The sequence below is a fragment of the Actinoplanes sp. NPDC049548 genome (genome assembly GCF_040676695.1).
Lineage (GTDB): Bacteria > Actinomycetota > Actinomycetes > Mycobacteriales > Micromonosporaceae > Actinoplanes.
The window spans coordinates 275721-289713 of sequence record NZ_JBFAPM010000006.1 but is presented as its reverse complement, the minus strand read 5'-3'; the positions used below and the strand labels follow the sequence as shown (position 1 = coordinate 289713).

General features: G+C 71.7%; 11 protein-coding genes. 9 read left to right on the top strand and 2 right to left on the bottom strand.

Annotation, left to right across the window (positions count from 1 at the left end):
* Window positions 1–43: 43 nt before the first annotated feature.
* Together AB0J80_RS15150 and AB0J80_RS15145 are read left to right on the top strand one after the other, a co-directional pair.
* A complete protein-coding gene (locus AB0J80_RS15150; protein WP_364705077.1) occupies window positions 44–1060 on the top strand; it encodes a methionine synthase in 1017 nt (338 codons plus the stop codon).
* A 130-nt stretch (window positions 1061–1190) separates the two neighbouring features.
* Complete coding sequence (locus AB0J80_RS15145; protein ID WP_364704878.1) at window positions 1191–1544, top strand: VOC family protein; 354 nt, start codon at window positions 1191–1193, stop codon at window positions 1542–1544.
* A 231-nt stretch (window positions 1545–1775) separates the two neighbouring features.
* On the opposite strand, the gene AB0J80_RS15140 is transcribed toward AB0J80_RS15145, so the two are convergent.
* Window positions 1776–2258: a type II toxin-antitoxin system PemK/MazF family toxin gene (locus tag AB0J80_RS15140; RefSeq protein ID WP_364704876.1), complete on the bottom strand. Its 483-nt coding sequence runs from the start codon at window positions 2256–2258 to the stop codon at window positions 1776–1778.
* A gap of 171 nt (window positions 2259–2429) precedes the next feature.
* Here AB0J80_RS15140 and ligA point away from each other — a divergent pair, with 171 nt between their 5' ends.
* The 7 genes from ligA (at window position 2430) to AB0J80_RS15105 (ending at window position 11916) form a co-directional block, all read left to right on the top strand.
* Complete coding sequence (gene ligA / locus AB0J80_RS15135) at window positions 2430–4625, top strand: NAD-dependent DNA ligase LigA (protein WP_364705076.1); 2196 nt, start codon at window positions 2430–2432, stop codon at window positions 4623–4625.
* Window positions 4626–4793: 168 nt separating this feature from the next.
* Entirely contained in the window at window positions 4794–6842 is a 2049-nt protein-coding gene (locus tag AB0J80_RS15130; RefSeq protein WP_364704874.1) for an EAL domain-containing protein, read from the top strand.
* Between the two features lie 96 nt (window positions 6843–6938).
* Entirely contained in the window at window positions 6939–7238 is a 300-nt protein-coding gene (gene gatC, locus AB0J80_RS15125; RefSeq protein WP_364704872.1) for an Asp-tRNA(Asn)/Glu-tRNA(Gln) amidotransferase subunit GatC, read from the top strand.
* 5 nt (window positions 7239–7243) lie between these two features.
* Entirely contained in the window at window positions 7244–8719 is a 1476-nt protein-coding gene (gatA, locus tag AB0J80_RS15120) for an Asp-tRNA(Asn)/Glu-tRNA(Gln) amidotransferase subunit GatA (protein WP_364704870.1), read from the top strand.
* A gap of 92 nt (window positions 8720–8811) precedes the next feature.
* On the top strand, window positions 8812–10305 hold the full coding sequence (gene gatB, locus AB0J80_RS15115; protein WP_364704868.1) for an Asp-tRNA(Asn)/Glu-tRNA(Gln) amidotransferase subunit GatB: 1494 nt from the start codon (window positions 8812–8814) through the stop codon (window positions 10303–10305).
* 218 nt (window positions 10306–10523) lie between these two features.
* Window positions 10524–11321 carry a class I SAM-dependent methyltransferase gene (locus tag AB0J80_RS15110; RefSeq protein WP_364704866.1) on the top strand — a complete coding sequence of 266 codons (798 nt, stop codon included), beginning with the start codon at window positions 10524–10526 and terminating at the stop codon, window positions 11319–11321.
* A gap of 115 nt (window positions 11322–11436) precedes the next feature.
* Window positions 11437–11916, top strand: a complete 480-nt coding sequence (locus AB0J80_RS15105) for a GNAT family N-acetyltransferase (protein WP_364704864.1) — start codon at window positions 11437–11439, stop codon at window positions 11914–11916.
* 471 nt (window positions 11917–12387) lie between these two features.
* Here the strand turns inward: AB0J80_RS15105 and AB0J80_RS15100 are convergent, their stop codons facing one another.
* Window positions 12388–13980 (bottom strand): metallophosphoesterase, encoded by a 1593-nt coding sequence (locus AB0J80_RS15100; RefSeq protein WP_364704862.1) that lies wholly within the window; start codon window positions 13978–13980, stop codon window positions 12388–12390.
* Window positions 13981–13993 lie beyond the last annotated feature (13 nt).

Genomic DNA, 13993 nt, shown 5'->3' with positions numbered 1-13993 from the left:
TCCCGCGCAGGGTGGGGTGGCCTCGTCCTCGCCGGGCGGGGAGATTGCCTCCTCACGCGGCGGGGCGGCGTTTCCGTGGGGCGCCGGGGCGGCGACCGGCATCGGATCGCTGCCCGGCACCGACATCGCCGAGGCCCAGCGGCTCGTGTTCGGCGAGCTGCCCGGGCTGCCGCACCTCCTCGAGCTGCCGGAGCGCGGCCCCGGCGCCGACATGATCGGGCGGAGTGCGGGGTTCCTCGTCGAGCTCCCCGTGCAGCTCTACGCCGGCCGGTGGCAGATCGCGCCCCGGCCCGGCAAGGACATGCGGCGCACGGCGGACCTCCTCGAGCGCGACCTCGACCAGCTCACCGAGCAAGGCGACCGCTACACCGGGCCCATCAAGGTGCAGGCCGCCGGACCGTGGACACTGGCCGCCAGCCTCGACCTGCCCATCGGCGGACGGATGCTGCGCGACCGCGGCGCCGTGCGCGACATCACCGACTCGCTCGCCGAAGGGCTGCGCCGCCACGTCGCCGACGTCCAGAAGCGACTCCCGGGCGCCGGTGTGCTGCTGCAGCTCGACGAGCCCTCGCTGCCGGCGGTGCTCGCCGGGCAGGTGCCGACCGAGAGCGGGCTGAGTGCGTACAAGGCCGTGGACGGCCCCGATGCGGCGAGCGCGCTGCGGACCGTGGCCGAGGCGGTCGGGGTTCCGGTGATCGTGCACAGCTGTGCTCCGGGCGTACCGTTGCAGGTCCTGCGGGATGCACAGGCCGCAGCCGTCTCGCTGGACCTGGCCCTGCTGAAAGATCTCGACCCGCTGGGTGAGGCCATCGAGGCCGGTCTCGGCCTCTTCGCGGGCGCCGTGCCGACCCGGCCGCCGTCCGCGGGCCGCGCTCTGACGTCGGCTCAGGTCGCAGACCGGGTACGAGGCTTGTGGAGCGAGCTCGGGTTCCCCGCCGCACGGCTGCCGGAACAGGTGGTGGTGACCCCGGCCTGCGGTCTCGCGGGCGCGGCGCCGGCATACGTCCGCGCGGTGCTCAAGGCGTGCCGTGACGCGGGGCGGCGGCTCGCGGAGGTCTGAGCCGCGGGGTTCGGTACGGGGGCCGCATCGTCCGGCGTTCGCCGCGCTTCCGTGAGGCATCGGCGCTCCGGCGGGCGGAAGTCTGCTCGTTCGGGACTTTTCTGTCGGACCCGGCAGGCATCATGCAGACATGATTGGACGTCTCGACACCGTCGTCATCGACTGCCCCGATCCGCGCGCCCTGGCCCGCTTCTACACCCAGCTGCTCGGGATGCACGTCGTCCGCGAAGACGACGACTGGGTGACCATCCGCACCGACTCCGACGCGCCCAGCCTCGCCTTCCAGAAGGCCCCGGACCTCCTCCCTCCCCAGTGGCCCGACCACGACCGTCCCCAGCAGTTCCACCTCGACGTCCGGGTCGACGACATCGAGATGGCGGAGCAGCGGGTGCTCGCGGCGGGAGCCAAGCGACTGGACGGCGGCGGCGACGACTTCCGGGTGTACGCGGATCCGGTCGGGCACCCGTTCTGCCTGGTCTGGTGATCGGGCGGCTGGTGACCGGCCACCGACGGCCGGCGACCGCAGCCGCAGCGTGGGGTGCACTCGATGCCGACCGGCGTCGACCGATCCTCACCGAATCGACCGGGCTCCGACCCGTCCGGCCGGCTCAACTGGCCTGACCGGGCCGACCGTTCGCGCGCCGGCGCACCTTGCGCGTCTCCCGGCCCACCCCGGGCATTCCCTGCCGAGCCTGCGCCTCCGCCGGCTCCTTCCTCAGCGTGGCCCGGACTGACGCGGCGCGTCTCCACGTGCGCGCCGCGGCCGGGACTGCCTCGTGGCGACCCGCACGAGATCCGCCCGTGACAAGCCCCGCCAACCTGCCACGTGACGCCGGGTCGAGAGCGCCGCCGTGCCCGCCCGGCGGTGGAAGGCCGTGGGGCGGACGAGGATCGGTTCGCCCAGATTCACATACGAATCGTGCCGCGCGCGGGCGTCCCACGAGCGTGTCGGTATCCGTACGTGGTCGCGGCGGTGGCTCTTGTCCTGACTCGTGATCTTCAGCACGACGATGCCGTCGCGGTGGTTCAGCAGCACCAGGCACGGCCGGAGCTTGGCGCCCTGGCCGCGGGCGAAGGGCACGTCGGCCCACCAGATGTCGCCCCGGGACGGCCGGGTTCTGCGGACCCGCCGGCGCACGAGCATGGCAGTGAGTCCGGCGAGCAGCGCCGCGACCAGCCACAACCGCCAGTCAGCCATCGGCAGACCGTACCCGTGACGGTCTTCGTCCGCGACCGCGGCGCCGGTTTCGCGACCGGCCCGCACTCGGGGCGCCGCGGGTCGGCGATTTTGTCGGAGGGGCCGACTAACGTGCCTCCTGAAAGTCGAAAACGGAGGTCACCGGTGCCCGACAAGCAGAGTCCAGACGTTCTGTCGCCCGCCGACGCCGCGGCGGCCGAGGAGCTCGCCGCCGGGCAACCCACCGCCGAGCAGGTCGCTGCCGCCGGGGCCGAGCCGACGCCGGAGGCCAGTTCGCGGCATGCCGAGCTGAGCGACGAGATTCGCGGTCACCAGTATCGCTACTACGTCCTCGACGCGCCGACGGTCTCCGACGCCGAGTTCGACAAGCTGCTGCGCGAGCTGGAGGCGCTGGAGGAGCAGTTCCCGGCGCTGCGAACGCCGGACTCGCCGACGCAGAACGTCGGTGGCAGCTTCTCCACCCAGTTCACGCCGGTCGAGCACGCCGAGCGGATGATGTCGCTCGACAACGTCTTCGACGATGCCGAGCTCGGTGCGTGGGCCGAGCGGACGGTGCGCGACGCGGGTGGGCCGGTCGAGTTCATCTGCGAGCTCAAGGTGGACGGGCTCGCCATCAATCTGACGTACGAGAAGGGTCGGCTGGTCCGCGGTGCGACGCGGGGTGACGGGCGCACCGGGGAGGATGTCACGCCGAACGTCCGCACGATCCGCGAGATCCCGGAGCGGCTCGCCGGTGAGGATCCGCCCGAGCTGCTCGAGGTCCGTGGCGAGATCTACTTCCCGGCGTCCGCGTTCGCCGACCTCAACGCGTCGCTGGTGGAGCAGGGCAAGGCGCCCTTCGCCAATCCGCGCAATGCCGCGGCCGGCAGTCTGCGGCAGAAGGACCCTCGGATCACCGCGACCCGGGGGCTGCGGATGGTCGTGCACGGGATCGGCGCGCGCAAGGGTTTCACGCCTCAGTCGCAGTCTCACGCCTACGAGGCGTTGAAGTCGTGGGGGCTGCCGACCAGCGAGCGGTGGAAGCTGGTCGACGATATGGCCGGCGTAAGGGAGTACATCGCCTATTACGCCGAGCACCGCCACGACGTCGAGCACGAGATCGACGGCGTCGTCATCAAGGTGGACTCGGTGGCGATCCAGGGGCGGCTCGGGTCCACGAGCCGGGCGCCGCGCTGGGCCATCGCGTACAAATATCCGCCCGAGGAGGTCACCACCAAGCTGCTCGACATCGACGTCAATGTCGGCCGGACCGGGCGGGTCACGCCCTTCGCGGTGCTCGAGCCCGTGCGCGTGGCCGGTTCGACGGTGGCGCTGGCGACGCTGCACAACGCGCGCGAGGTGGAGCGCAAGGGCGTGTGGATCGGGGACACCGTCGTGCTGCGCAAGGCCGGCGACGTCATTCCCGAGGTCCTCGGGCCGGTGATGGACCTGCGGCCCGAGGATGCGCGGCCGTTCGTGATGCCGACGGAGTGCCCCGCGTGCGGCACCACGCTCGCTCCCGCCAAGGAGAGCGACATCGACATCCGGTGCCCGAACACGCGCTCGTGCCCGGCGCAGCTGCGGGAGCGGGTGTTCCATCTGGCCGGGCGGGGTGCGTTCGACATCGAGGTGCTGGGCTACAAGGCCGGGCAGGCGCTGCTCGAGTCGCAGATCATCACCGACGAGGGCGACCTGTTCCGCATCACCTCCGAGGACCTGCAGCGCTCGCCGTTCTTCGTCAACAAGGACGGCAGCCTGGGCAGCAATGCGGTCAAGCTGCTGGAGAACCTGGAGGAGGCGAAGCACCGGCCGCTGTGGCGGGTGCTCGTCGCCCTGTCGATCCGGCACGTCGGCCCGACCGCGGCTCAGGCGCTGGCGCGGCATTTCGGTTCCATGGACGCCATCGAGGCGGCGGTGACCGAGGGGCGCGTCGAGGAGCTGTCCGCCGTGGAGGGCGTCGGCCCGACGATCGCCGAGAGCCTGCGGGAGTGGTTCGCCGTCGACTGGCACCGCGACATCGTCACGAAGTGGCGTGCGGACGGGGTGCAGATGGAGGACGAACGCACGGACGAGGGCCCGCGGCCGTTGGAGGGGCTGACCGTCGTGGTGACGGGCACCCTCGCCTCGTATTCGCGGGACGCCGCGACCGAGGCGGTGACGTCGCGGGGCGGCAAGGTCAGCGGTTCCGTGTCCAAGAAAACCGCGTTCGTGGTCGTGGGGGACAACCCGGGCAGCAAGTACGACAAGGCGTTGCAGCTCAAGGTGCCGGTGCTGGACGAGGACGGCTTCGGGGTCCTGCTCGCCGACGGTCCCGACGCCGCCCGGGCGGTGGCGGAGATGGCCGGCGAACCCGGTGCGGAGAAGGCCCGGGAGCCCAGTGAGGAGTAGCCGGGGAGGCCGGTGAGGGCACGGGAGCCACCAACGAGTGAATCCAGGGTAGATGCCGCTTCTGCGACTTATGCCAATTTGATAACGGCGAGTCTGTTTCGCGTAGTTTCGTCGATATGGATCTAGGGTGAGGAGGACTCGGTCGGTCGACGCCATCGTGGAGGTCGCATGGGTGCCGCACAGCAGCGCAGCGCCATGCCGGGCGTCCGCCGGGCGGTAGTGGCCCGGCAGGGTGTCGTCGCCGCCGTCGGTGGTGCCCTGATGGTCGACGCGGCCCTGTGGCTCCTTTTCCCCGGCATGTTCGCGGAGCTGCCGACCGCCTTCTGGGTCATGGCTGCTCTGGCGCTCGCGGTCGACGCGCGGCCGTACGTGGTCGCGAACCGGCGGGCCAGCTCGATCATCCTGCCGTCGATCTGCTTCGCTTTCGGCGTCGCGCTGGCCTGGGGGTTCGTCCCCGCCCTCGCGGTGCAGCTGGCGGCCATGGCGGTCGCCGGCGTACGGATGCGGCAGTCGCCGCGGCGGGCCCTGCACCTCGCCGTCCAGCACGGGGGAGCGCTCGCCGCCGCCGCGCTCGTCGCCGGACTGGCCGGGCTGCGCCTCGACGCCGAGCCGAACTGGGACGACGCCCTGATCACCGTGGCCGCCGCGGCCGCCTGGATCGCCGCCCGGTACGGCCTCGACGCGCTCGCCGCCCGAGTCCTGGGCGGCGACCACAAGCGGCGCCAGGTGCAGCGGTGGGGCCAGGAGCTGTTCGCCACGGCTGCGCTGCTGCTGCTCGGGCCCGTCGTGCTGGCGGCCGCGCAGGTGGGGCTGGCTCTCGTACCGCTGGTCCTGCTGGCACTGCACGCCGTGCACCGCATGGTCCGGTCGGCGGGCGAATATGAGCGGGCCGCCCGGGTCGACGCGCTCACGGGGCTGCCCAACCGGCGCGCGCTCCAGGCCTCGGTCGCCGAACGTGACGCCGGCCCCGGTGCGCACCGGCCCGAGCGGCGGCTCGCGCTTCTCCTCCTCGACCTCGACCGCTTCCGTACGGTCAATGACGCGCTCGGGCACGCCCACGGTGACCGGCTGCTGGTGCAGGTGGCACAACGCCTGGCTGCGGCCGTACCCCCGCATGATCTTGTGGCCCGGCTCGGCGGTGACGAGTTCGCGGTGCTGGCGACCCGGGTCGACGGGCCGGGATCGGCCCGCCGGATCGCCACCCACCTGGCCGAGGTGCTCGACTCGCCGTTCGCGCTCGACGGCCTGACCATCGACGTGAGCGCGTCCATCGGCATCGCCGTGCAGTCCGAACGCGGCGGCGACGGCGCTTCCCTGCTCCGGCAGGCCGAGGCCGCGATGTACGACGCGAAGCAGCGCGGTGCCCAGGTGGCGGTCTACGCCCGCGATGCGGGACATCACACGCCCGACCTCACCCTGCTGGCCGACCTGCGGCATGCGCTGCGCCAGGAGCCGGCCGAGGGTCTGATGCTCTACTACCAGCCGCAGATCGCCATCGCCACCGGTGAGGTGGTGGGCGTCGAAGCCCTGCTGCGCTGGCGGCATCCCGAGCGCGGCGTCGTCGGACCCGAGGAACTGCTGCGCGTGGTCGAGCCGACGCCGGTCATGCGCCTGCTCACCAGCCGGGTGCTGCACGAGGTGATCGGCCGCCTCGCCGCCTGGCGGGACGGCGGCCGCCCCGTCCGGGCGTCCGTCAACGTGAGCGTCCGCGACCTGCATGCCACCGACATCGCCGAGGAGATTCAAACCCTGCTTCTCCGGTACGCCGTGCCGGCCGACCTCCTCCAGCTCGAGATCACCGAGAGCGCGCTGATGGCGGACCCGCACCGCGTCCTCGACACCATCACCCGGCTGGACCGCATGGGCGTGGCCATCTCGCTGGACGACTTCGGCACCGGCTACTCCTCGCTGCAGCACCTGCGCCGGCTGCCGCTGTCCGAAGTGAAGATCGACCGGTCGTTCGTGCTCGGCATGGCCGCCCACCCCGGCGACGCCGCGATCGTGCGATCGGTCATCGCGCTCGCCGGCTCGCTCGGGCTGCGGGTGGTCGCCGAGGGCGTCGAGGACGAGCGCACGTGGCGCCTGCTCGCGGCCGACGGCTGCCACGCCGCCCAGGGCTGGTTCCACGCCCGCCCGATGCCGGCGGAGGCCTTCGAGGAGTGGCTCGCTCGGTATCGTCCCCTGCGGCCCGGGCGAGAGCCCCTCGCGACCACCTGACCCGTTGTCCACAGACCGGGGTGCCGCCCGTCAAAGCGCCCGCCGAGGCAAATAGACTTCCCCGGTCAGCATCACCGACGGAAACCAGGGGGCACGATGGCCGCCATCTCCCGCGAAGAGGTCGCGCATCTCGCGCGCCTGTCGCGGCTCGCCGTGACCGAGGAGGAGCTGGACAGGTTCGCCGGCCAGCTCGACGTCATTCTCCAGTCGGTCGCCCGGATCGGTGACGTCGCCGCCGAGGACATCCCGCCCACCTCGCACTCGGTGCCGCTGACCAACGTCTACCGCGACGATGTCGTGCAGCCCAGCCTGACGCAGGACGAGGCTCTGTCCGGCGCGCCCGACGCCGCCGAGGGCCGGTTCCGCGTGCCGCGCATCCTGGACGAGGAGGAGTGAGCGCCGTGAGTGACGTCACCAGGATGACGGCGGCCCAGATCGCCGGCCTGATCGCCGCCGGCGAGACCTCCGCCGTCGAGGTGGCGACCGCGCACCTCGACCGGATCGCCGCCGTGGACGACCGCGTGCACGCGTTCCTGCACGTCGACCGGGAGGGCGCGCTCGCCGCCGCGGCCGACGTGGACGCCCGCCGGGGCCGGGGCGAGGAGCTCGGGCCGCTGGCCGGTGTGCCCGTCGCGGTCAAGGACGTCATCGCGACCCGGGGCGTGCCGACGACCGCCGCCTCGAAGATCCTCGAGGGCTGGAAGCCGCCGTACGACGCGACGATCGTCGAGCGGCTCCGCGCGGCCGGCACGGTCATGCTCGGCAAGACCAACATGGACGAGTTCGCGATGGGCTCCTCCACCGAGTACTCCGCGTACGGGCCGACCAACAACCCGTGGGACCTCGGGCGCATCCCGGGCGGTTCCGGCGGCGGCAGTGCGGCGTCGCTCGCGGCGTACGAAGCACCGCTGGCCATCGGCACCGACACCGGCGGCTCCATCCGCCAGCCCGGCGCGGTCACCGGCACGGTCGGCGCCAAGCCCACGTACGGCGGCACGTCCCGCTACGGGCTCATCGCCTTCTCGTCCTCGCTGGACACGCCGGGTCCCTGCGCCCGTACGGTCGAGGACGCCGCCCTGCTGCACGCGGTGATCGGCGGCCACGACCCGCGCGACTCCACCTCGATCCCGCAGCCGGCACCGGACGTCGTCGCCGCGGCCCGCCTGGGCGCGACCGGCGACCTGACCGGTGTGAAGCTCGGCCTCGTCAAGGAGTTCGCGGGGGAAGGCGCCGAGCCCGGCGTCACCGCCGCGTTCCGCGAGTCGGTCGAGGCGCTGGTCAAGCTCGGCGCCGAGGTGGTCGAGGTCTCCTGCCCCCACTTCGAGTACGCGCTCCCGGCGTACTACCTGATCGCGCCCAGCGAGGCTTCCTCCAACCTGGCCCGCTTCGACGGCGTCCGCTACGGCCTGCGCTCCGGCGACGACGGCAGGCGCTCGCTGGAGGAGGTCATGTCGCTGACCCGTGACGAGGGCTTCGGCCCCGAGGTCAAGCGGCGCATCATCCTCGGCACGTACGCCCTCTCCAGCGGCTACTACGACGCGTACTACGGGCAGGCGCAGAAGGTGCGCACGCTCATCACGCGCGACTTCACCTCGGCGTTCGAGCGGGTGGACGTGCTCATCTCGCCGACCACGCCGTTCGTGGCGTTCCCGTTCGGGTCGCGTACCTCGGACCCCTACCAGATGTACCTCGCCGACCTCTTCACGATCCCGACCAACCTGTACGGCGGCCCGGCCATCTCGGTGCCGTGCGGGCTGTCCGAGGGCCTGCCGGTCGGCTTCCAGATCATGGCTCCGACGATGGCGGACGACCGGATGTACCGGGTGGCCGCCGCGCTGGAGTCGGCGGTCGGCACGCTCACCCCGCCCGAGCTCTGACCGGCGTTCCGGCCGGGCCGTGCGCCCGGCCGGACCCCGTCCCGCACTACGCTTGTCCCGTCAGGATGTCTCTGCCACCTGGAGTTCACCGCATGAGTACGACTGCGCTGCCCTCGTACGAGGACGCGACCGCCCGCTACGAGCCGGTGATCGGCCTCGAGACGCACGTCGAGCTCGGCACGAACACGAAGATGTTCTGCGGCTGCCCGACGGAGTTCGGCGCGGAACCCAACACCCAGGTGTGCCCGGTGTGCCTCGGCCTGCCCGGCGCGCTGCCGGTCGCCAACCGCGCCGGCATCGAGGCCACCATCCGGATCGGCCTCGCGCTCAACTGCGACATCGCCACGTGGTGCCGCATGGCCCGGAAGAACTACTTCTACCCGGACATGCCCAAGAACTTCCAGACCTCCCAGTACGACGAGCCCCTGTGCACCGACGGCTACGTCGACGTCGAGGTCGACGGCGAGACCGTGCGCATCGGCATCGAGCGGGTCCACCTCGAGGAGGACACCGGCAAGACGCTGCACGTCGGCGGCGCCACCGGCCGCATCCACGGCGCCACCGAATCGCTCGTGGACTACAACCGTGCCGGCATCCCCCTCGTCGAGATCGTCACCAAGCCGGTCCCGGGCATCGGCGCGAAGGCCCCCGAGGTCGCCCGTGCCTACGTGACGGAACTGCGCGACATCATCCGCTCGCTCGGCGTCTCCGACGTGCGCATGGAGCAGGGTTCGCTGCGGTGCGACGTCAACACCTCGCTCAACAAGCCCGGCGAGGAGTGGGGAACCCGCACCGAGACCAAGAACGTCAACTCGCTGCGTTCCGTCGAGCGCGCGGTCCGCTCCGAGATCATCCGCCAGGCCGGCATCCTGGACGACGGTGGCAAGATCCTCCAGGAGACCCGTCACTTCCAGGAGGTCACCGGCGACACCCGCCCGGGCCGCTCCAAGGAGGAGGCCACGGACTACCGCTACTTCCCCGAGCCCGACCTCGTCCCGATCGCCCCCGACCCCGCCTGGGTCGCCGAGCTCCGGGCCGCCCTCCCGGAACGCCCGAGCGCCAAGCGCGCCCGGCTCCGCGAGGACTGGGGCATCAGCGAGCTCGACATGCAGTCGGTCGCCAACGCCGGCGCGGTCGAGCTCATCGAGGAGACCATCGCCGCGGGCGCCAGCCCGGCCGGCGCCCGCAAGTGGTGGATGGGCGAGCTCGCCCGCCGCGCCAACGAGACCGGCGTCGACCTCGCCGAGGTCGGTGCCACCCCGGCCCAGGTCGCCCAGCTCCAAGCCCTGGTCGACGAGGGCAAGCTCAACGACAAACTCGCCCGCACGGTCCTCGAAGGCGTCGTTGCCGGCGAGGGCGACCCGGCCGCCGTCATGACCGCCCGCGGCCTCGAAGTCGTCTCCGACACCGGCGCCCTTCAGACCGCCGTCGACGAAGCCATCGCCGCCAACCCCGACATCGCCGCCAAGATCCGCGACGGCAAGCTGGCAGCAGCGGGCGCCCTGGTCGGCGCGGTCATGAAGACGACCCGAGGCCAGGCAGACGCCAAAACCGTCCGCGACCTGATCCTCGCCCGCCTGAGCTGACGACCTGGTGCGGGCCGTGCCCTCGCGCCTCGTTTGACCGGCCGTTGCTTCAGGTGGCCGGCCGGTTCGGGCTTTGTTCTTGACGTTCGGGTTGACCGGTCCTCGCCGTTCGTCGGGCCGGATCCACAGGCCCGGGCGTGGTTCGCGGACTTCGCCCCGTCGCTTCGGCCGCCGGTAATTGGCTACGTTCAAGGGCGGCGGCCCCCTAGTCTCGCCCGGTGACCGACAGCGCGGACTACGTGAAACTGCGGCAGACCTTCAACGAGGACGCCGAACGCTACGACCGCGCCCGGCCGCGGTATCCCACGCGGATGTTCGACGACCTGGCCGCCGCCGGGGTCGGACCCGGCGCCCGGGTGCTGGAGATCGGGTGTGGCACCGGGCAGGCGACGCTTCCGCTGGCCGAACGCGGCTACCGGGTGGTGGCGGTCGAGCTGGGCGCCGACATGGCCGCGGTGGCGCGACGCAACCTGGCCGGGTTCGACTCCGTCACGGTGGTCACGGCGGCGTTCGAGGATTGGCCGCTGCCCGCCGTACCGTTCGACCTGGTTCTGTCGGCCACCGCGTTCCACTGGATCGATCCGGCGATCCGGGTCGGCAAGTCGGCCGACGCCCTCAGGCCCGGCGGTCTCCTGGCCACAGTGAGCACTCACCACATCGCCGGCGGGACAGACGCCTTCTTCGCCGCGGCGCAGCGCTGCTACGAGACCTGGGACCCGGCGACGCCGCCAGGACTGCGCCTCGAAAATGCGGACGCCATCGGAGAGGACGCCGCGGAACTGGTGGCGTCCCAACGGTTCGGACCGGCTGAATTCCATCGGTACGAGTGGGACCAGCCCTACTCCACAGCGGAGTACCTCGACGTGCTGATGACCTACTCGGGTCACCGCGCCCTGCCGGACGCACCGCGGAGCGGACTGCTGAACTGCATCGCCGGACTCATCGACGGCGACCACGGAGGGCACATCGTGAAGCGCTACATGACCGAGTTGAGGTTCGCTCGCCGCATCGGCTGACCACATCCGGCGAATGGCCAACGGGTCAGTGCCGCCTAGAAAGTCCGAACCCGCCATCCGACGACCAGGCCTCTGCAGACTGCCTCGAATCTCGGGGCAGAGGGAAGATGGTGCCGTGATCATTCGTGTCCGCCGGCCGGCGGATCTGGAAGGCTGCACGGCGGTGCTGCGGCAGACGCACGAGGTCGACGGGTATCCGCTGAACTGGCCCGACGACCCGCATCGATGGCTGACCCCACCACGACTGCTGCAGGCCTGGGTGGCCGAGCACCCTGTCGGCGTGATCGCAGGCCACATCGCACTCCAACGGGTCGGGGACGAGGGCGAGGTCGAGATGTCGCGGCTCTTCGTCGCTCCGGCCGCGCGCCGCCGTTCCATTGCCGGCGCGTTGATGAGCCGGGCTGTGAAGTGGCCCGGTCGGACGGGTCGGCTCACGCTGACCGTGACCGACGAGAACCGGTCGGCCGCAGTCGCCTTCTACGAGGCGAAGGGCTGGCGGCACATCCGCAGCGCTGCCGCCGATTGGGCGGGCCCGGGCGGCGAGCGGGTCACCCTCCGGCACTACGCCTGGCCTGAGCCGCATCCGCGCGGGTGAGCCAACCCCGATCCGAAACGCACCAACCGGACAGATCATCCGTGCCGGCTCCGGAGGTTCGTCGGGCACGGTTTCGGAGATGGGGGGCCGGCGCTCGTGGAAGCTGCCAGTCGACCTCTCCGCCGGGGGCCGACGGTGACCGACTCGACGCCGGCTCCGGTCAGACTCCAGGACACCCGCCGCCGGCAGCGCTGGTGAGCGTCGCCTGGGCTGGTGTCGGGTCAGCTGCGCCTCCCGCAGCCCCTGCGAACCCGCCCTGATCTCGGCCGGTTGTTGCGTGGGGGCTGGGCGGGTATTGGTCAGCTCGCCTTCTGCGGTTCTGTGGGCGCGTCTTCGTCTCGGCCGGGTGGTGCGCAGGGATCGGGCTGGCTTGCGGGGCAGGTCAGCCCGGATGCGGGCGGCACGCGGTCGGGCACGGCAGTTCGTCGCCGGGTGGGGTGGGGGCTTGCTGTGGCCGTACCTTTGAAGGTTTCAGCGGCTCGGCCTGATGCCCGGGGTGACGCCGTTGAAGACCGAGGGGTCCGTGGTGGGTTCCGGCTCCAGGCCGATGACTTTGCGCTGCATTTCGACGTTGGACTCGCCTGTGCCGCCCAGCTGGATGTCGTCGTAGGCCTTGAGGGTCTGGTTCTCGTCGAAGTAGAGGACGGAGAGCTGCAGGGGGGTGGGTTCCTCCTTTTCCAGGCCGCGGAGGCCGGCGCCGCCGGTGGAGCCCTCGACCAGGAGGCGGGTCGGCTGGGGGGCCTGGGCCGTGGGGGCGGACGGGGCCGGGGCGGGCGATGAGGAGGCTTCGTCCGTGGTGGTGGTCTGCGGGGACAGCAGGCTGACCTCGCGCTTGTGGGTGTGGCCGGCCAGGACGACCGGGACGACGCCGGCGAGGGGTGGGGCCATGGCCGGGTCGTGGACGAGGGCGACGCCCACCTTGGTCTTGGACTGGGCAATCGTGGTGGCCAGTTGACGGCCGCTGTTCAGGAGGGGGGAGCCGGCGGCGGTGTCGTCGTTGGCGGCGGGGGTTTCGCTCTTGTCCGGCGTGAACTGGGGGTCGCTGATGCCTGCGATGGTGAGGTTGTTGATGGTGGTGGTCGCGTTGTCCAGTACGCGGGCGTTCTTCTGCCGGGCCACCGCCGCCTGGATGGCCGACGAGTCGTGGTTGCCGCGGACGTAGATGTACGGCACGTCGAGCTGGCCGATGGAGTTGACGTAGGTGGTCTCAGCGCTGCTGCCCCAGTCGACGATGTCGCCGGTGTCCACCACCGCGTCGATGTCCCAGGCCTTCACGACCGTCTTGATGACGTTCCAGGAGGCCGGGTTCAGGTGCAGGTCGGAGACGTGCAGGATGCGGGTGGTGTTGCCGGAGGGCTCGACCGGCAGGCTCGAGACCGTGGTGTAGATGCGGCTCACGTTGCTGACCAGCTGCGCGAGCTGGTCGGCGTAGCGGCCGTAGTTGTCGGCGATGCGGCGGGCGTCACCGACCACGGCCGGGGCGTTGACCAGCAGGCCTTCGTAGCGGGGCTCGCTGATGGAGTCGGGGCGGATCGTGCCCGCGGCCAGGCCCAGGCTGCCACCGGTGACGACCAGCGCCAGGGCGCCCGCCGACGCCACCCGGCGGATGTTGCGGAAGATCAGGGCGGAGAGGATCAGCGCGCAGCCGATCGCCGCGCCGAGCGCACGCAGGCCGAGCTGGAGGACGCCCCTGGTCACGTCGTCGACCGCGGACTGGCCGGCCGCGCTGATGGCCGTCGGATCGTCGATCAGGGCCTCGGTCCGCTGCTGGTCGAGGGAGCCCAGATCGACCTTCAGATGGATGGGGCCGTCATGGCTGTCGAGGTGCAGCGAGCCGAGCGGTGGGATGTCCACCTCGGTGCCGCCCTGGATCGACGGGCTGATCGACATGTCCGCGCGGAACGGTCCGACGGGGATCTGGGACTGGGCGAGCAGCATGGTGCCGATGACGACGCCGGTGAGGCTCACCAGCAGCACGGCGGCCCAGACGCGGAGACGGCGGGCCCAGGCGTGACGCCACGCCCGGCCGGCCGCAGCGGTCAGCTGCGAGATCTTGTTCGTCATGGTCAACGGCTCA

What these genes read in the sequence shown, in the direction of transcription:
- AB0J80_RS15145 (WP_364704878.1), top strand. Translation starts at nt 1,191, where the DNA reads ATGATTGGACGTCTCGACACCGTCGTCATCGACTGCCCCGATCCGCGC.
- AB0J80_RS15140 (WP_364704876.1), bottom strand. Translation starts at nt 2,258, where the DNA reads ATGGCTGACTGGCGGTTGTGGCTGGTCGCGGCGCTGCTCGCCGGACTC.
- AB0J80_RS15130 (WP_364704874.1), top strand. Translation starts at nt 4,794, where the DNA reads ATGGGTGCCGCACAGCAGCGCAGCGCCATGCCGGGCGTCCGCCGGGCG.
- gatC (WP_364704872.1), top strand. Translation starts at nt 6,939, where the DNA reads ATGGCCGCCATCTCCCGCGAAGAGGTCGCGCATCTCGCGCGCCTGTCG.
- gatB (WP_364704868.1), top strand. Translation starts at nt 8,812, where the DNA reads ATGAGTACGACTGCGCTGCCCTCGTACGAGGACGCGACCGCCCGCTAC.
- AB0J80_RS15100 (WP_364704862.1), bottom strand. Translation starts at nt 13,980, where the DNA reads ATGACGAACAAGATCTCGCAGCTGACCGCTGCGGCCGGCCGGGCGTGG.